Here is an 18,477-nt window from a genome sequence, read left to right on the forward strand (position 1 = left end):
GGGATTCAGACCGCCTGCCACGCCTCCAGGGCGATGCCGGGTTCGTCCTTGCGGCGGGTGACGCGGAGTTCGCCGGTCTCCGGGGAGAACGTCGCGGCGACCACCCGGCCTTCCTCGTCCTCGGCCAGTGACAGCAGGGCGTCGGCGGGGAGTTCGGGTCCCGACTCCGTCCACCACGCGCCCGCCGACTCGTCCTCGGTCGGATAGGCGGCGAACGCGATCCGGCCGCTCGCCGCGCGCTGCGCGAGCAACGTGCAGTCGTGGCCGTCGAGTTCACAGCGGATGACCCGGACGGGGCCCGGGCCGGCCGAGGTCAGGAGCGTCACCGGCCTGGCTCCGGGACGCCAGGCGCACACGTCTCCCGAGTCGTCGGTGAAGAAGAGCGTGGTGGAGCCGGCCGAGGTGGCGAGCGCCTGAAGGGTGTCCGGGCGGACCCGCGCCTCCAGCGCCTCGTCCAGCGCGGGCACCTCGCCCGCCTCCTCCTGGCTCCAGTGCAGGACACCGCCCGCCACGGCCGCGTACAGCTCGACCCGGCCGGACATGCCCGTCACGGCCGCCAGGTCACCGCGGACGTCATGCCCCTTGAGGTCGTGCCAGGGTCCCCAGCCGCCCTTCTCCTTCTGCGCGATCATGCTGACTCCGCCGCCGCCGTTGCGGACGAAGACATGGGCGCGCCCCTCCGCGTCGACCGCGACCGCGGGGTTGCCCGTCCGGTCCCCTGAGCGGTTGGGGTGACCGATCGGGTTCCAGTCGAGGGCGGCGAGGTCCGGCCGGAAGTGGGTCGAGTGGACGAGGCCCGCCTGGTCCTCGACGGTCGGGCGCCAGGAGACCAGATGGGTGTATCGGTCGGGCCCCTGACCCAGGGCCAGTACGGAGTGCAGGCGCTGAGTGCCCCCCACGGTGCGGGGAGGATCCCAGGGGCCGCCGGGTCCGTGCTCCGCCCGGCAGCGGACGGTGGCCTCCGACAGCAGGTACACACTGAGCCTGCCGTCGCGACCGCGTATGAGCCAGTCGACGTTCACCGTTTCACCTTAATCGCGGGCGGCCCGGGCGGTGACCTGGGGCAGGCCCTGGCCGGGGACCGCCGGCGGTCGCCGTCCCCCGGCGGGCCGCCGCGGTCTCCGGGCCTTCCCGGCCGTCACCCGGCTCCGGACCGGCGGGAGTCACGGCAGGATGAGGTCATGACGACTTCTCCGGACCTGCCGACACTGATCGTCGTGGACGGCGCCAACGTGGTGGGGTCCGTCCCCGACGGCTGGTGGCGGGACCGGCGCGGTGCCGCCGAGCGGCTCAGGGACCGGCTGGCCGAGCTCGCCGGGCCGGGGCTGCCCGGTCACCCCGGCCCGCTGGAGATCGTCCTGGTGGTGGAGGGCGCGGCGCGCGGGGTGGACCCCGTCCCGGGGGTCCGGGTGGACGAGGCCCCGGGCAGCGGCGACGACCGCATGGTGGAACTGGTGGCCGGGGCGCGCGACCGCCGCCGCCTCGTGGTCACGGCCGACCGCGAACTGCGCCGACGCGTCGTCGAACTGGGCGCCGAGGTCACGGGCCCGCGCACGGTACGCCCCCACGCCTGACACCGAACACACGCAGGCTATACGGGATACGGGGCACGCAACGGGCACCTGCCAGGCACGACGCCGGCCACGGGACCGGCACACCCCAGGCACACGCCGGGGCCTGCCAGGCACACGCCGGCTACGCGACCGGCACACGCCGAGTACCGCGCCGGGTACCCGCACGGCAGGCGCCAGCCACACGCACACGTCGGCCCCGTGCCCCCGGAGTGCGGGATCACGGGGCCGAAGGAGGCCGCGCGGCGAGGTCCTGACGGTCCGTCCCCGCCGCGCCGAGCAGGGGACCGGGTCGTCACCCGGCCGTGCCGCCCGGTGGGGTCCGGGTGCTGCCCGAACCCGTCTCGGGGTTGCGGGCCAGACGGCTGTGCGAGCGCCCGTACAGGAAGTACACGGCGACGCCGATCACCATCCAGATCACGAACCGCAGCCAGGTCTCCGCCGGCAGGTTCAGCATCAGCCACAGGGTCGCGAGCACCGACAGGATCGGCACCCACGGCACCCACGGGGTCCGGAAGGCGCGGGGCAGGTCGGGGCGGGTGTGGCGCAGGACGACGACGCCGACCGCGACCACGATGAAGGCGAAGAGCGTGCCGATGTTGACCAGTTCGGCCAGTGCGCTGAGGCTGGTGAAGCCCGCGAGGATCGCGATGATCACGCCGAGCAGGATGGTCGGCCGGTGCGGGGTGCGGAACCTCGGGTGGACGCGGGAGAAGAAGCGCGGCAGCAGTCCGTCGCGGCTCATCGCGAAGAAGACGCGGGTCTGGCCGAGGAGCAGGATCATGCACACGGTCGTCAGGCCGACGGCGGCGCCGAAGCTGATGACGCCCGCGTACCAGGGGTGCCCGGTCGCCTTGAACGCGTCCGCGAGCGGTGCGTCGACGGACAGCTCGGTGTACTTCTGCATGCCGGTGACCACGATCGACACCAGGACGTAGAGCGCGGTGCAGATCACGAGCGACCCGAGGATGCCGCGCGGCATGTCCCGCTGCGGGTTCTTCGTCTCCTCCGCGGCCGTCGCGACCACGTCGAAGCCGATGAAGGCGAAGAACACGACGGAGGCCGCGGTGAAGATGCCCATGATGCCGAAGTTGGTCGGTGCCCAGCCGAACATGATCTGGATCAGCGGCGACTTGATGCCGCTGCCCGCCTCCACGGCCTGCGCCGGGGGGATGAACGGCTTGTAGTTCTTGCCCTCGATGAAGAAGGCGCCCGCGATGATCACGATGAGGACGACGGTGACCTTGATCGCGACGACCAGGGTGGTGATCCGGGCGGAGAGCTTCACGCCGATGACGAGGATGGCGGTGAGCACCAGCACCAGCGCGGCGGCGAGGATGTCGAAACCGAACCCGTGCGCCCCGTCGCGCCCGCCGAGCGAGTCGGGAAGGTGCCAGCCCGCGTTGTCCAGCAGCGAGCGCACGTAGCCGGACCAGCCGACGGCCACCACCGCCGTGCCGAGCGCGAACTCCAGGACCAGGTCCCAGCCGATGATCCAGGCGGGCAGCTCGCCCAGGGAGGCGTACGAGAACGTGTAGGCGGAGCCCGCGACCGGGACCGTCGAGGCGAACTCCGCGTAGCAGAGGGCCGCCAGCGCGCAGGCGACACCCGCGGCGACGAAGGCGAGCGAGACGCCGGGTCCCGCGTTCTCCTTGGCCACCTTGCCGGTGAGGACGAAGATGCCGGTGCCGATGATGACACCGACGCCGAACACGGTGAGGTCCAGAGCGGAAAGCGACTTCTTGAGGGCGTGCTCCGGCTCCTCAGTGTCCAAGATCGACTGTTCGACCCTTTTCGTCCTGAAGAGGGTGTTGCTCACGGACGTACCTCCCACGCTTGTCGTCCTCGACATGATCGAGAGGGCAGGTAGCACGTATCCCCCGACGCGGCCCCTTTCACGCAGATGGGCCGGTTTCACCACCCGTACAGGGTGCTGAAACCGGCCCGTCGGCCGTGTGCGGCGGCGTCAGTCGCGCGCGGGCTGTACGGCGTCGACCGCCTGGGCCGCGCCGTCGAAGCGGCCGTCCAGCTTGGAGACGAGGCCGGTGACCTGCCGGGCGATGTCCGGCGCGGTCAGTCCGATCTCGGCCATGACCTCGGCGCGCGAGGCGTGGTCGAGGAAGCGCGGCGGGATGCCGAAGTCGCGCAGCGGCATGTCGACGCCCGCGTCGCGCAGGGCCTGCGCGACGGCCGAGCCGACACCGCCGACCCGGGAGTTGTCCTCGACGGTGACGACCACGCGGTGCCGCTCGGCGAGCGGCGCCATGGCCTCGTCCACCGGCTTGACCCAGCGCGGGTCGACGACGGTGGTGGAGATGCCCTGCCGGTCCAGCAGGGCGGCGATCTCCAGGCACATCGGGGCGAGCGCGCCGACGGAGACCAGCAGCACGTCGGGCGTGTCGGTGCCGGGCTCGCGCAGGACGTCCATGCCGCCGATCCGGCCCACGGCGGGGACGGCCGGGCCGACCGCGCCCTTGGAGAAGCGCACCACGGTGGGCGCGTCCTTCACCTCGACGGCCTCGCGCAGCTGGGCGCGGACCTGGTCGGCGTCGCGGGGGGCGGCGAGCCTGAGGCCCGGGACGACCTGGAGGATCGACATGTCCCACATGCCGTTGTGCGAGGCGCCGTCGGTGCCGGTGACGCCCGCGCGGTCCAGGACGAAGGTGACGCCGCACTTGTGCAGGGCCACGTCCATCAGGACCTGGTCGAAGGCGCGGTTGAGGAAGGTCGCGTAGACGGCGAAGACGGGGTGCAGTCCGCCGGTGGCGAGCCCGGCCGCGGAGACGGCGGCGTGCTGCTCGGCGATGCCGACGTCGTACACCCGCTTCGGGAACGCCTTGGCGAACCGGTCGAGGCCGACCGGCTGGAGCATCGCGGCGGTGATCGCGACGATGTCCTCGCGCTCCTTGCCGAGGGCGACCATCTCCTCGCCGAAGACGGAGGTCCAGTCGGCGCCGGAGGAGGCGATCGGCAGGCCGGTGTCCGGGTGGATCTTGCCGACCGCGTGGAAGCGGTCCGCCTCGTCCTGGAGGGCCGGCTGGTAGCCGCGGCCCTTCTCGGTGAGGCAGTGCACGATGACCGGGCCGCCGAAGCGCTTGGCGCGGGCGAGCGCCGACTCCAGGGCCTCGATGTCGTGGCCGTCGATCGGGCCGACGTACTTCAGGCCGAGGTCCTCGAACATGCCCTGGGGGGCGATGAAGTCCTTCAGGCCCTTCTTGGCGCCGTGCAGGGTCTCGTAGAGCGGCTTGCCGACGACCGGCGTGCGCTCCAGGAGGTCCTTGCCGCGGGCCAGGAAGCGCTCGTAGCCGTCGGTGGTGCGCAGGGTCGCCAGGTGGTTCGCGAGCCCGCCGATGGTCGGCGCGTACGAACGCTCGTTGTCGTTGACGACGATGATCAGCGGGCGGTCCTTGGCGTCGGCGATGTTGTTCAGCGCCTCCCAGGCCATGCCGCCGGTGAGCGCGCCGTCACCGATGACGGCGACCACGTGGTCGTCCTTGCCCAGGACCTCGTTCGCCTTCGCCAGGCCGTCGGCCCAGCCGAGGACCGTGGAGGCGTGCGAGTTCTCGATGACGTCGTGCTCGGACTCGGCCTGTGCGGGGTAGCCGGACAGGCCGCCCTTCATCTTCAGCCGGGAGAAGTCCTGGCGGCCGGTGAGCAGCTTGTGGACGTAGGACTGGTGGCCCGTGTCCCACAGCACCCGGTCCCTGGGCGACTCGAAGACGCGGTGCAGGGCGATGGTCAGCTCCACCACACCGAGGTTGGGGCCGAGGTGGCCGCCGGTCTTGGAGACCGCGTCGACGAGGAAGGTCCTGATCTCGCCGGCCAGCTGGTCCAGCTGCTCCAGGCTGAGCCGGTCCAGATCGCGCGGTCCCGTGATGCGGGTCAGCAGCGGCACCCGTGCCTCCTTGCAGTAGAGCTGTTGCCGGGCTTGGTCGAGTCTAATGTTCCGTCTTTTCGGGCGCGGGCCGGGCCTGGCGATCTACGCCACACGAACGGCCCAACCGGATGGGAACGCGTGTTCCCGTCCGGGCATGGCTGCGCCCGGCACCACGACGGGTGCCGGACGTGACTGTGCCCGGCGCCGCCATTGGCGCCGGGCACAGGATCTTTCGCGGGGGACGGACCGCGGTTGCCCGCGGCGTCCTCTGCGGAGTGTTACGCGCGGCCCGCGGCCTTCTGGCTCTTGCGCGAGACCGAGTCGATGACGACCGCGCCCAGGAGCACCGCACCCGTGATCATGTACTGGATGGAGGTGTTCATGTTGAGCAGGTCGAGGCCCGTCTGGATCGACTGGATGACCAGCATGCCCAGGAGGGCCGACCAAACGTTTCCGCGTCCACCGAAGAGGCTCGTACCACCGATGACGGCCGCCGCGATGGCGAGCATCAGGGTGTTGCCGCCGCCGGCGTTGAGCGTGGCGCTCGCGGTCTGTCCGGCGAAGAACATACCGCCGATGGCGGCGAAGGCGCCCGAGATGGCGAAGACGCTGATACGGACCATGGAGACGCTGATGCCGGAGCGTCGGGCCGCCTCGATGCCACCGCCGACCGCGAAGATCTTGCGACCGTAGGTGGTGCGGCGCAGGATGAAGTCGACGATCACCAGGGAGATCAGGAAGATCACCAGGGCGTTGGAGACACCGGACGCGTTGTTGAGCACGGCGGCGGAGACGAAGGCCGCCACGGCGAGCGCGATGACGCGGAGAAGGATCTCGCTGGTGGGCCGGAAGGGCACACCGGCGGCCTTGCGGCGGCGCTGGTCCATGAACGAGCCCACGAGCATCGACAGGACGGCGAGGCCGGCCAGCAGGTAGGCGCCGACGACGGCCTGGTCCATGAAGAAGGAGCTCTGGCCGAGCAGGTGCACCGGGCCGCTGTCGGACGGGATGTTGATGGTGCCGCTCGAACCGAGCAGCCACAGCATCAGACCGCTCCAGCCGAGGAAGCCGGCCAGGGTCACGACGAAGGCGGGAACGCCGATCTTGGCGAAGAACCAGCCCTGGAGCGCGCCGATGGCGGCACCGGTGGCGATGGTCAGGACCAGGGCCAGCCAGGGGTTCATGCTGTGGTTGACCACGAACACGGCGAAGACCGTGGACGCGAGACCGCTGACCGAGCCGACGGACAGGTCGATCTCACCGAGCAGCAGGACGAACACCAGGCCGATGGCCAGCATGCCGGTGGCCGACATGAAGTAGCTGATGTTCGACAGGTTGTCGGCGCTCAGGAACCGGGAGTTCTGCGTCTGGAAGATCGTCCAGATGACGACCAGGCCGACGAAGACCGGCAGGGAGCCCAGCTCGCCGCCCTTGATCTTGCGCTTGAACTCGGTGATGTAGCCCTTGAAGCCCTCTTCGCGGACCAGCAGGCGCGGGTCGACGACGGTGACCGGCGCGGCGGTGGGGTCGCTGGCGGGAGCGACGGTGGTCTGCTCCACCTCCGCCTTGGAAACCTTGGACGTGTCGCTCACTTTGCGGCCTCCGTGCTGCGACGCCCCGCACGACGGGTCACGGCGTTCTCCGTGGCTCCGGTGATGGCGGCGATGATCTCTTCGTGGCTGGTGTCCTTCACGGAGAAGGAGCCGTTGTTCTTGCCCAGGCGCAGGACGGCGACGGTGTCCGCGACGGCCTTCACATCGGCCATGTTGTGGCTGATGAGGATGACGCCGAGACCACGCTCGCGCAGTCGCTCGACCAGGTCGAGGACCTGAGCGGTCTGCTCGACACCGAGAGCGGCGGTCGGCTCGTCGAGGATGACGACCTTGGGGTCACCGATGAGCGCGCGGGCGATCGCCACGACCTGGCGCTGACCGCCGGAAAGGCTCGCGATCGGGATGCGCACGCTCGGGATGCGGATGGAGAGCGTGCTCAGCAGCTCGCGCGCCTTCTGCTCCATGGTCACCTCGTCGAGGACGCCGCGGTGCAGCAGCTCCCGACCGAGGTAGAGGTTGCCGACGACGTCGAGGTTGTCGCAGAGCGCGAGGTCCTGGTAGACCGTCGCGACGCCGAGTCCCTGGGCGTCGTGCGGCTTGTTGATGCTGACGGCCTGGCCGTCCCACTCGATGACGCCCTCATCGATGGGGTGCACACCCGCGATCGTCTTGACCAGGGTGGACTTTCCTGCACCGTTGTCGCCCACCAGGGCGACCACTTCTCCGGCGTGAACCTCGAGCTCGACATCGGTGAGAGCCTGAACCGCACCGAATCGCTTTGAGACTCCGCGCAACGCCAGCACGGGCGTAGCGGACACGTGAACCATCTCCTTCGCCGCCTGACCGGCGGGGATGCCGCGCTCGAACCAACCGGCGCGGAAGACTGTGCAAAAAAGCACGAGATTACATATTGAACATGCGCGAATCCGCTGCACTTCGCAACGGTTCCATCCGACGCCCGCCCCGCAGCGGGGTTTGAAGGTGGGGCAGGCGTCGGACAGGTTCACGGGACCGCCCTGGAGCGGTCACGACCGCCCCGGGGGGGCGGTCACGAATCGGGCGGCTACTCGTTGTGCGAGTAGTCGCCCGAGACGATGGTGCTTACTGGAGGCCGGCAGCCTTGCAGGCCTTGGCGAAGTCCGCGGTGCAGATGTCGGAGACCTTGTACAGGCCGTCCTTGATCACCGTGTCCTTGATGTTGGCCTTGGTGACCGAGACCGGGACGAGCAGCTGCGAGGGGACCTTGTCGCCGGAGCCGCTGGTCAGCGTCTGGTTGGCGAGGGTCTTGATGTCCTTGCCCTCGAGCAGGTTGACCGCGAGCTGGGCAGCGGCGTCCGCCTCCGGCTTGAAGGCCTTGTAGACCGTGGAGGACTGGGTGCCGGCGACGAGGCGCTGGATACCGGCGAGCTCGGCGTCCTGGCCCGTCAGCGGGATGCCGCTGATCTTCGCACCCTTGAGGGTGTTGGCGATGCCACCGGCCATGCCGTCGTTGGCGGAGTAGACGCCCGCGATGTTCTTGGCACCGAGCTGCGTGATGGCAGCGGACATCTTCTGCGCGGCGACGGTGTCCTTCCAGAGGCCGGACTGCTCGTAGGCGATGTCGACCTTGCCGTCGAGGGCCTTGTGGGCACCCGCCTTGAACTGACCGGCGTTCGGGTCGGCGTCGTCACCGTTGATCATGACGATCTTCGACTTCTTGGTGGCCTTGGAGCCGAGCGAGGTCAGCAGCGCCTGACCCTGGAGCTCGCCGACCTTCTCGTTGTCGAAGGAGACGTACGCCGAGACCGGACCCTGGGCGAGGCGGTCGTACGCGACGACCTTGATGCCCTTGTTGACCGCGGTCTGGATCGAGGACTTGATGGCGGCCGAGTCCTGCGCGCTGATCACGAGGACCTTGACGCCCTGGGTGATCATGGTGCTGACCTGCTGGGCCTGCTTGGCGGCGTCGCCGGCCGCGTTCGCGTACTGGACCTTGCAGTCCGGGCACAGCTCCTTGACCTTGGCCTCGAAGAGCGGGTGGTCGAACTTCTCGTAGCGCGCAGTGACGCTGTCGGGGAGCAGGAGACCGATGGTCTTGCTGCCCGAGGAGGAGGAAGAGCTGCTGCTGTCGCTGGAGCTCTTGTCTCCGGCCTTGCCACAGGCGGCCACCGAAAGGGCCATGGAAACCGCGGCGGTGCCGATGACGACTCTGCGCATCGTGTTGTTCATTGGTGGTGCCTCCCTGACAGGGTCGCAACGCTGCGACCGAGGTGGGTTGGAGTCAACTCGGCCGCTCGTTCGACGTCAAGAAGTAAATACTTAACGGGTTGGCAACGGCGTGTTTCGTTCTCTAAGTGAAGGCAGGCGCAGCGGACGTCAGCGACCCGTCCAAAAGGGTCGAATCACCCATCTCGCTGAGCGCCAGGGCCAGTGCTCCGAGCACCTCCGCGCGGCCCCCAAGTGCCCCTGGGAGCACCGAGAGTTGACGTGCCGCACTGGGGATCGCGTAGCGGCCCACAGACTCCCTGATGGGCCCCAGGACGAGCTCCCCGGCCTCGGCCAGATCGCCTCCGAGGACCACTCTGCTCGGGTTCAGCAGATTGCACAGATTCGCGACTCCGCTGCCGATATGTCGGCCGACGTCGGCGATCACCCGACGGCAGCCCGGATCTCCGTCCCGCGCCAGCCTGACCACGCCTTCCATGGTCAGATCGGTGCCGTGGCTGGACTGGAGGAGCGGCAGCACATAGCGCGCCGCCGCGAAGGTCTCCAGGCAGCCCCGGTTGCCGCACCGGCAGACGGGGCCGGATTCATCCAGTGTAATATGTCCGATTTCGCCCGCTGTGCCACCCGGGCCGCGGTAGATCTTGCCCTCTATCACCAGACCGGCGCCGACACCGCTGGCGACCTTGATGTACGCGAGGTCCCTGACCCCGCGGCCACTGCCCCAGACCATCTCGCCGAGCGCGCCCAGATTGGCGTCGTTGTCCACGTGCACGGGCACGCCGAGCCGCCCCCGCAGCTCCTCGGCGGGCCTGGCGCCGGTCCAGCCCGGCAGGATCGAGGTGGACCCCAGGGTGCCCGATTCCACGTCGATGGGGCCCGGTACGCCGAGCCCCACCCCCGCGATCTTGGATCTGTCGACCCCGGTCGCCTCGATCAGCCGGCTGACCAGCTCCTCGGCCCGGTCGAAGCCCTGCGCGGCGGACGCGTCCACGTCCAGCGGCTCGGACTCCTCCGCCAGCACCTGGTGGGCCAGGTTCCCGACCGCGACACGCAGGTGGGTGTGCCCGAAGTCGACGCCGATGACAATGCCGGCGTCACCGCTCAAGGACACGCTGCGCGCCCTGCGGCCGCCGGCCGAAGTGGGTGTGACCTCGACCGTCCCGCCGTCCTTGAGTTCACGGACGATATTGGAAACGGTCGCGGCCGACAGGCCCGTCGCCCTCGCGATCTCCGCCTGTGTGAGCGAGCCGGCCAGCCGCACCGCTCGCACGACGCGCTCCAGATTGGCTCGGTGCAGCGAAGACTGCGACCCCGGAGTCTCCATCGACTCATCCACTCCTGCCCATAGCCGGACGGCCCCGATGCCGCCCGTGTGATCTGGGTCACGTCAACGGGACCCGGTCACTTACAAGTTGTGAACTCCAAGCTCCGCTGAACGGGTTACCGCAGTCAAGTCCTTGACGGAAATCGGCTCCGCCGGGTCCGGTTCGCCCTCCGGCTTCCCCCGGACGCACGTACGCCACTCCCGGGGCGGGAGTGGCGCATGTGACGGACGATGCGATTCGTTACTTGAGCGTCGCCGAAGTGAGACCCGCCTGGACCTGGCGCTGGAAGGACAGGTAGACGATGAGCATGGGGATCATGGCGATCGTCACGCCGGCGAACAGGACGGGCAGGTCGGAGGCATAACCCTGCTGCTGCTGGAGCTGGATGAGGCCCTGGGTCAGGACGTAGCGCTCCGGGTCCGAACTGGTCGGCGGCTGCATCAGCACCGAGGGCAGGATGTACTGGTTCCACTGGCCCAGGACGTTGAAGATGCCGACGCTGAGCAGTCCCGGCTTGGCCATGGGCAGCATGACCTGGAAGAACGTCCGGGTGTGCGAGGCCCCGTCGAGCACCGCCGCCTCGAAGACCGCCGTGGGCAGCGTCCTGAAGAAGGAGTGCATGAAGAACACGGTGAACGGCAGCGAGTAGGCCACGTACACCAGGATCAGGCCCTGATAGGTGTTCAGCATGTCAAGGCGCCTGACCATGAAGAACAGCGGCACCAGGGCCAGGAAGACGGGGAACATGGCCCCGCCGACGAAGAAGTAGTAGATGAGCCGGTTGCCCGGGAACTCGTAGCGGGCCAGCACGTACGCCGCCATCGCGCCGAGCAGCATGGTCAGCGGGACCGAGAACACCAGGACGATCAGGGTGTTGGCGAAGTAGTCGCCGATGCCCTTGTTCCAGGCGCGGACGAAGACGTCGAAGTGCCAGTGCGAGGGCCAGCTGAGGGCCGAACCGCCGATCTGGGCGTCGGTCTTGAAGGAGCTCAGGACCAGCCAGAGCAGCGGCAGGACGATCAGGATCGCCCACAGGGCGAGGAAGCCGTGCGAGAAGACGTTGAGGGCCATTCCCTCGGTGCGCTTGTCACCCGGCCGGGGCGGGGCCTTCCTGGCGCTGCGTTGCTGGGGTACCGCGGCGCCGTCGACCTTCGCCGGCTCCGTCATGGGTGCGCTCATAGTCGTGTCTCCCGCTCAGAACTCGATGCGCTCGCGGCGGGTGGCGCGCAGCGTGACCACGGACAGGAACAGGGTGAGGACGAGCATGACGACGCCCATGGCGCAGGCGTAGCCGCTCAATCCGAAGTACTGGAAGTTGCGCATCATGACGTTCGCCATGACCTCGCTGTGGTGGTCGGGTCCGCCGCCGTAGCCGGTGCCCTGGGTCATGGTGGAGACGAGGACGAACATGTCCATCGCGATGATGCCCAGATAGACCCAGGCGGTCTGCACCGTGTCCCACAGCAGGGGCAGGGTGACCCGGAAGAACGTGTGCGCGCGGCCCGCGCCGTCCAGCAGCGCGGCCTCGTAGATGTCCCTCGGGATGGACTGCATGGCCGCGGAGAACAGCACCAGGTAGAAGCCGACGCCGTGCCAGACGACGACCGCCATCAGGCACCAGAGCACCAGGTCCGGCTCGTTCATCCACTCGATGGGGTTGTTGCCGTCGACCAGGTGGAGCTTGATCAGCAGGCCGTTGAGCAGACCGCCGCTGTCACTGCGGTAGAGGGCTCCGAAGAGCACCGCGACGATCGCGAGCGACAGCACCTGCGGGAAGAAGTACACGATCTTGTAGAAGCGTGAGCCCGTGACGCCCTGGACGCCGCCGGCGCCACCCCGCCCGCCCGCGTTCACCATGAAGGCGAAGAAGAGGGCGAGCAGGATGGTGATCACCGGGATGAACACCAGGAACAGGATGTTGTGCCAGATCGCTTCGAGGAATACGTCGTCCTGGAACAACGCCTTGTAATTGTCCAGGCCGACGAAACTGAACGTCTGTGACTGACCCTTCCAGTCGGTGAAGGAGTAACCGATGGTCTGGAGGTAAGGCCAGATCACGAAGATCAGATACAGCGCCAAAGGTGCGAGGAGAAACCCCGCGACGAACCGGTACTGCCCTTTTCGCATGGCATCCTGCCCCTGGTGTTCCGGGTTTACATGATCAGTCGCGGTGGTTCTTCTTGGACGCCGGGTCCTTGGCCGCCTTGTCGACCGCCGCCTGGGCGCGCTTCAGCCATTCCTTCGGCTGGATGCGCTTGGACATCAGCTCGTTGGACGCGTTCTGGATCGAGACGTCCATCTCGCTGTACCAGTTGGGGTACAGGTAGTTGAAGGTGTTGCTGCCGGCCGCCTTGGAGGCCTCGACCGTGGACTGCGTACCCGGCCGCAGCTGCACGCCCTCGGACACGGCGTCCTTGAGGATGGTCAGCGAGTTGGCCTTCTGGGCGAAGATCGTCGACCATTCCTTGGAGAGCATGGAGCGCATGAACTCCTGGGCCTCGGGCAGGTTCGCGGCCTTCGCCGGGATGATGAACGGCTCGCCCGAGCCCGCCCGGATCGCCTCGAACGGCAGCTTGTCGCCCGACAGGCTGGGCATCGGCATGAACTTCATGTCGAAGTCGGCCGGGGTCTGCTTGAGCTGCTCGTTCTCCAGCCAGGAGCCACAGGTGATGAACGCGGCCTTGTACTGGTTCCACCGCGTCTGCGACTCGGTGTGGGTCAGGCCGTTGGTGCCGGCCATCAGGTAGCCCTTTTCGACGACCTCGTAGATGGCCTCGATGGCCGCCAGCGCGGCGTCGGACCCGACGAACGCCTTGGGGTCGAGGTTGTCGATCGCCTTCATCGCGTCCAGACCGCCGTGCTTGGCGATCAGGTCCATGATGGCGACGTTGATGTAGTACGGGTACTTGCCCTGGTGCGCGAGGCCGCCGATGCCCTGGGACTTGGCGTCCTTGCAGATGGCGAGGAAGTCGTCCCAGGTCTTGGGCACCTCCCAGCCCTTCTCCTTGAAGAACTTGCCGGAGTACCACAACCCCCACACCGTGTAGATGTAGTTGAGGGAGACGACCTTGCCGCCCTGGAGGCCCGGGTCGAGCGTGCCCGGGATCAGCGTGTCGCGGACCTTCTTCGACGGGTCGTCGATGGAGGGGGCGTCGAGGACGGCGGCGAGGTCGAGGAGCTGGCCGCTCTTGAACAGCACGTCCAGCTTGATCTGCTGGGCGCCCGAGTCGTCGATGATGTCCGGCGGGTTGCCGGCGTTGAAGCGCGGCTGGAGCTTGCCGGTGATCTCCTGGGTACCCGTGTGGGCGCTCTTGCTGCCCCACTTCTTGTCGAACGACGCTTCCCACGCCTTGGCGTAGTCGTCGCCGTAGCCGCCCTTGAAGACGACGACGTCGAGCTTGCCGCCACCCTTCTTCACACCGAAGGGGTTGTCCTTGCTGGTCTTGCCGGTGCCCTTGTCGCTCGACTTGTCGTCACCGCCACCGCTCGCACAGGCGGACAGGAAGCTCATGGTCGGGACAGTGATCAGGCCAAGTGCGGCCGACCTCTTGATGAGGTCGCGACGGCCGACACCCTCGGGGCTGCTGTTCTCGGCGGAAGTGGATCCCATGCTCAAGTCCTCGCCTTCTCCAGGACTCAGGCGGTGAACCGGATCCTCCCCGGCACCGCGGTCAGTTCAAGCTGGGGTCGTGCGTGGGGGATTCAGTGGGACGAAGCGGCATTACGTGTACGGACCACGTTCCGCCGTCCCGCGAAATTCCCCCCTGGGTCCTGCCTGTCCAGAGCCAGTCGATCGACTGGCCGGACGCGACAGGTATAGTCCACTTCCCGCCAACGGAGCAAGATCGAATGCAGGTTTGGCCGTCGGTCTTTTCCGAGTTGAGACCTCCCGGAAATATGGGGCAGCCCAGGACCACCCCGACGAAGGCCCACGGACGCCGGCCTCCCGCAATGAACGCAATGCACGGTTCGTCACACGGTATTCACCCCGGATGCCACACCCAACACCCTTGACATCACTGTCAACTTGACGCCCAAATGGACCTTGCGCAGCAAAGTGACAACGTTGTCCACGTGCAGGGAGAGTGCCCGCGTATGCAGCACAGAGCTCGGTACAGACACAGTTCCACGCACCGGTCCGGATGGCGTTCCTCGACGGCACTGGGGGTGGCGGCCCTTTCCCTGTTAGCGGCCTCCCAGGGCGTCGCGGTAGCCCTGCCCGCCCAAGCGGCCACGGCGGACCGGGAGTTCAGCTCCTCGTTCGAACAGGGCGATCCGGCCCCCGACTGGCTCAACACGGTGGACACGGCTCCCGACGGGACGAAGCGGTCCTCGGGCGTCGACGGCGGCTACAGCACCGGCATCCCCGGCAACGTGACCGACCACGTCACCGACGTGCGGGCCAGCGGCGAGAACACCGGCGCGGGCGAGGTCAAGGAGAACCTCGTCGACGGCGAGTCCAGTACCAAGTGGCTGACGTTCGAGCCCACCGGCTGGGCGGAGTTCGACCTGGACGCGCCGGTCAAGGCGGTCACGTACGCGCTCACATCCGCAAACGACCACGACGAACGCGACCCCCGGGACTGGACCCTCCAGGGCTCCACCGACGGCAAGGACTGGAAGACCCTCGACACCCGTTCCGGCGAGTCCTTCGGCGAACGGTTCCAGACGAAGACGTACGACATCCAGGACCCCGTCGAGTACCAGCACTTCCGGCTCGACGTCACGAAGAACAACGGCGGCGACATCCTCCAGATCGCCGATGTCCAGTTCTCGACCGGAAAGAGCGACGACCCGACGCCCAAGGACATGCTCTCCCTCGTGGACCGGGGGCCGAGCGGCTCACCGACGGCGAAGGCGGGCGCGGGCTTCACCGGCAAGCGGGCGCTGCGCTACGCCGGCACCCACAAGGGTGACGGCCGTGCGTACTCGTACAACAAGATCTTCGACGTGAACGTGGCCGTCGGCCGCGACACCGAACTGTCGTACCGGATCTTCCCGTCGATGGCGGACGGCGACCGGGACTACGACGCCACGAACGTGGCCGTGGACCTGGTGTTCACCGACGGCACCTCGCTGAGCGGCCTGAACGCCGTGGACCAGCACGGGTTCGCGCTGACACCGCAGGGCCAGGGCGCCGCCAAGGTGCTGTACGTCAACCAGTGGAACAACGTCACCTCGCGGATCGGTTCCGTCGCGGCCGGGAAGACCGTCGACCGGATCCTCCTCGCCTACGACTCGCCGAAGGGTCCCGCGAAGTTCCGCGGCTGGCTCGACGACGTCGCACTGCGCCGGGCCGCCCCGCAGAAGCCCGCCGCGCACCTGGCGGACTACGCGCTCACGACCCGCGGCACCAACTCCAGCGGCGGATTCTCGCGCGGCAACGACTTCCCGGCGACGGCCGTCCCGCACGGCTTCAACTTCTGGACGCCGGTGACCAACGCGGGCTCGCTGAGCTGGCTGTACGACTACGCCCGCGCCAACAACGCGGACAACCTGCCCACCATCCAGGCGTTCAGCGCGAGCCACGAGCCGAGCCCCTGGATGGGTGACCGGCAGACCTTCCAGGTGATGCCGTCGGCCGCCTCCGGCACCCCGGACACCGGGCGGGAGGCCCGTGAACTGGCCTTCCGGCACGAGAACGAGACCGCGCGGCCCTACTACTACGGAGTGACGTTCGAGAACGGGCTCAAGGCGGAGATGGCGCCGACCGATCACGCCGCCGCCCTGCGCTTCACCTACCCGGGTGAGGACGCGAGCGTCGTCTTCGACAACGTCACCGAGCAGGCGGGCCTCACGCTGGACACCTCGGCGGGCGTGGTCACCGGCTACTCGGACGTGAAGTCCGGCCTGTCCACCGGCGCCACCCGGCTCTTCGTCTACGGCGTCTTCGACGCGCCGGTGACCGACGGCTCCGCAAGCGGGGTCAAGGGGTACATGAGGTTCAAGGCCGGCGCCGACCACACCGTCACCCTGCGTCTGGCCACCTCGCTCATCAGCATCGACCAGGCCAAGGACAACCTGAACCAGGAGATCCCGGACGGCACCTCGTTCGACGCCGTCAAGAAGGACGCGCGCCGGCAGTGGGACCGCCTGTTCGGCCGGGTCGAGGTCCAGGGAGCCACCCCGGACCAGCTGACCACGCTCTACTCCAGCATGTACCGGCTCTACCTGTACCCGAACTCCGGCTTCGAGAAGGTGGGTTCGAAGTACCAGTACGCCTCCCCGTTCTCCCCGATGCCGGGCCCGGACACCGCGACCCACACCGGGGCGAAGATCGTCGACGGCAAGGTGTACGTCAACAACGGTTTCTGGGACACCTACCGGACGACCTGGCCCGCGTACTCACTGCTGACCCCCCATCAGGCCGGTGAGATGGTCGACGGGTTCGTGCAGCAGTACAAGGACGGCGGCTGGACCTCGCGCTGGTCCTCGCCCGGCTACGCGGACCTGATGACCGGCACCTCGTCGGACGTGGCGTTCGCGGACGCGTACGTCAAGGGTGTCGACTTCGACGCCAAGTCGGCCTACGAGGCGGCCCTGAAGAACGCCACGGTGGTCCCGCCGACCTCCGGGGTGGGCCGCAAGGGCATGGCCACCTCGCCCTTCCTCGGCTACACCAGCACGTCCACGGGCGAGGGCCTGTCCTGGGCCATGGAGGGCTACGTCAACGACTACGGCATCGCCGAGATGGGCAAGGCGCTCTACAAGAAGACCGGCGAGAAGCGTTACAAGGAGGAGTCGGACTACTTCCTCAACCGCTCCCAGGACTACGTGAACCTGTTCGACTCCAAGGCCGGCTTCTTCCAGGGCCGCGACGCCAAGGGGAACTGGCGGCTCGACTCCGCCAAGTACGACCCGCGCGTCTGGGGTTACGACTACACCGAGACCAACGGCTGGGGATACGCGTTCACCGCGCCGCAGGACTCGCGCGGTCTCGCCAACCTCTACGGCGGCCGGGCCGCCCTCGCCGACAAGCTCGACACGTACTTCTCCACCCCCGAGACGGCCTCGCCCGACGTCGTGGGCTCCTACGGCGGTGTCATCCACGAGATGACCGAGGCCCGGGACGTACGGATGGGCCAGTACGGGCACTCCAACCAGGTGGCCCACCACGTGAACTACATGTACGACGCGGCCGGGCAGCCCTGGAAGGCCCAGAAGAACATCCGTGAGGTCCTCTCCCGTCTCTACACCGGCAGCGAGATCGGTCAGGGCTACCACGGCGACGAGGACAACGGCGAGCAGTCGGCCTGGTACCTCTTCTCCGCGCTCGGCTTCTACCCGCTGGTGATGGGCAGCGGCGAGTACGCCATCGGATCACCGCTGTTCACGAAGGCGACCGTCCACCTGGAGAACGGCAAGGACCTGGTCGTCAAGGCCCCGCGCAACAGCACGAAGAACGTGTACGTGCAGGGGGTCCGGTTCAACGGCAAGCGGTGGAACTCGACCTCGCTCCCCCACTCGCTCATCACCCGTGGCGGAGTGCTGGAGTTCGACATGGGCGCCGAACCGTCCTCGTGGGGCACCGGTAAGGACGCGGCACCGGTGTCGGTCACCGAGGACGACAAGGTGCCCTCGCCGCGCGCGGACACCCTCAAGGGGGACGGCGCCCTCTTCGACAACACCTCGGCCACCGACGCCACCGTCACCTCGGTCGACCTGCCGGTCGGCGGCGACACCAAGGGGGTCCAGTACACGCTGACCTCCTCCGACCACACAAAGGCGCCGACCGGGTGGACCCTCCAGGGTTCCTCGGACGGGACCACGTGGACGGACCTCGACAAACGCTCCGGCGAGTCCTTCCCCTGGGACCGGCAGACCCGGGTGTTCACGGTCGCCTCGCCCGGCTCGTACGCCCACTACCGACTCGTCCTGGACGCCGAGTCGACCCTCGCGGAGGTGGAACTGCTGGCCTGAGCCGTGCCCGGCGCGGAACAAGGGGG

12 protein-coding genes are annotated in these 18,477 nt (G+C 68.3%); 2 read left to right on the forward strand and 10 right to left on the reverse strand.

Features of this window, described 5'->3' with window-relative positions:
* Positions 1-5: 5 nt before the first annotated feature.
* Positions 6-1,022, reverse strand: a complete 1,017-nt coding sequence (locus ACFWI4_RS23950) for a hypothetical protein (protein WP_387199652.1) — start codon at positions 1,020-1,022, stop codon at positions 6-8.
* 159 nt (positions 1,023-1,181) lie between these two features.
* On the opposite strand from ACFWI4_RS23950, the gene ACFWI4_RS23955 reads away from it, so the two are divergent.
* Positions 1,182-1,574, forward strand: a complete 393-nt coding sequence (locus ACFWI4_RS23955; RefSeq protein ID WP_387199655.1) for an NTP pyrophosphohydrolase — start codon at positions 1,182-1,184, stop codon at positions 1,572-1,574.
* 292 nt (positions 1,575-1,866) lie between these two features.
* On the opposite strand, the gene ACFWI4_RS23960 is transcribed toward ACFWI4_RS23955, so the two are convergent.
* From ACFWI4_RS23960 to ngcE, 9 genes are all read right to left on the reverse strand, one after another.
* Positions 1,867-3,390, reverse strand: a complete 1,524-nt coding sequence (locus tag ACFWI4_RS23960) for an amino acid permease (RefSeq protein ID WP_387199658.1) — start codon at positions 3,388-3,390, stop codon at positions 1,867-1,869.
* A 147-nt stretch (positions 3,391-3,537) separates the two neighbouring features.
* Complete coding sequence (gene dxs, locus ACFWI4_RS23965; RefSeq protein ID WP_387199661.1) at positions 3,538-5,466, reverse strand: 1-deoxy-D-xylulose-5-phosphate synthase; 1,929 nt, start codon at positions 5,464-5,466, stop codon at positions 3,538-3,540.
* 260 nt (positions 5,467-5,726) lie between these two features.
* Positions 5,727-7,040: a sugar ABC transporter permease gene (locus ACFWI4_RS23970; protein ID WP_387199664.1), complete on the reverse strand. Its 1,314-nt coding sequence runs from the start codon at positions 7,038-7,040 to the stop codon at positions 5,727-5,729.
* Positions 7,037-7,828, reverse strand: coding sequence for an ATP-binding cassette domain-containing protein (locus ACFWI4_RS23975; RefSeq protein ID WP_339135838.1), 792 nt, complete (start codon positions 7,826-7,828; stop codon positions 7,037-7,039). Before ACFWI4_RS23975 ends, ACFWI4_RS23970 begins: the two co-directional genes overlap by 4 nt.
* 274 nt (positions 7,829-8,102) lie before the next feature.
* Complete coding sequence (locus ACFWI4_RS23980; protein WP_385394314.1) at positions 8,103-9,209, reverse strand: sugar ABC transporter substrate-binding protein; 1,107 nt, start codon at positions 9,207-9,209, stop codon at positions 8,103-8,105.
* A 121-nt stretch (positions 9,210-9,330) separates the two neighbouring features.
* A complete protein-coding gene (locus ACFWI4_RS23985) occupies positions 9,331-10,530 on the reverse strand; it encodes an ROK family protein (RefSeq protein ID WP_385394311.1) in 1,200 nt (399 codons plus the stop codon).
* A gap of 241 nt (positions 10,531-10,771) precedes the next feature.
* Positions 10,772-11,710: a carbohydrate ABC transporter permease gene (locus ACFWI4_RS23990; RefSeq protein ID WP_387199668.1), complete on the reverse strand. Its 939-nt coding sequence runs from the start codon at positions 11,708-11,710 to the stop codon at positions 10,772-10,774.
* A gap of 15 nt (positions 11,711-11,725) precedes the next feature.
* Complete coding sequence (locus ACFWI4_RS23995; protein ID WP_387199671.1) at positions 11,726-12,658, reverse strand: carbohydrate ABC transporter permease; 933 nt, start codon at positions 12,656-12,658, stop codon at positions 11,726-11,728.
* A 34-nt stretch (positions 12,659-12,692) separates the two neighbouring features.
* Positions 12,693-14,141 carry an N-acetylglucosamine/diacetylchitobiose ABC transporter substrate-binding protein gene (ngcE, locus tag ACFWI4_RS24000; protein WP_387199674.1) on the reverse strand — a complete coding sequence of 483 codons (1,449 nt, stop codon included), beginning with the start codon at positions 14,139-14,141 and terminating at the stop codon, positions 12,693-12,695.
* Positions 14,142-14,626: 485 nt separating this feature from the next.
* Here ngcE and ACFWI4_RS24005 point away from each other — a divergent pair, with 485 nt between their 5' ends.
* On the forward strand, positions 14,627-18,451 hold the full coding sequence (locus ACFWI4_RS24005) for a GH92 family glycosyl hydrolase (RefSeq protein ID WP_387199677.1): 3,825 nt from the start codon (positions 14,627-14,629) through the stop codon (positions 18,449-18,451).
* Positions 18,452-18,477: the final 26 nt, after the last annotated feature.

The sequence above is a fragment of the Streptomyces sp. NPDC127038 genome, assembly GCF_042725875.1.
Taxonomy (GTDB): domain Bacteria; phylum Actinomycetota; class Actinomycetes; order Streptomycetales; family Streptomycetaceae; genus Streptomyces.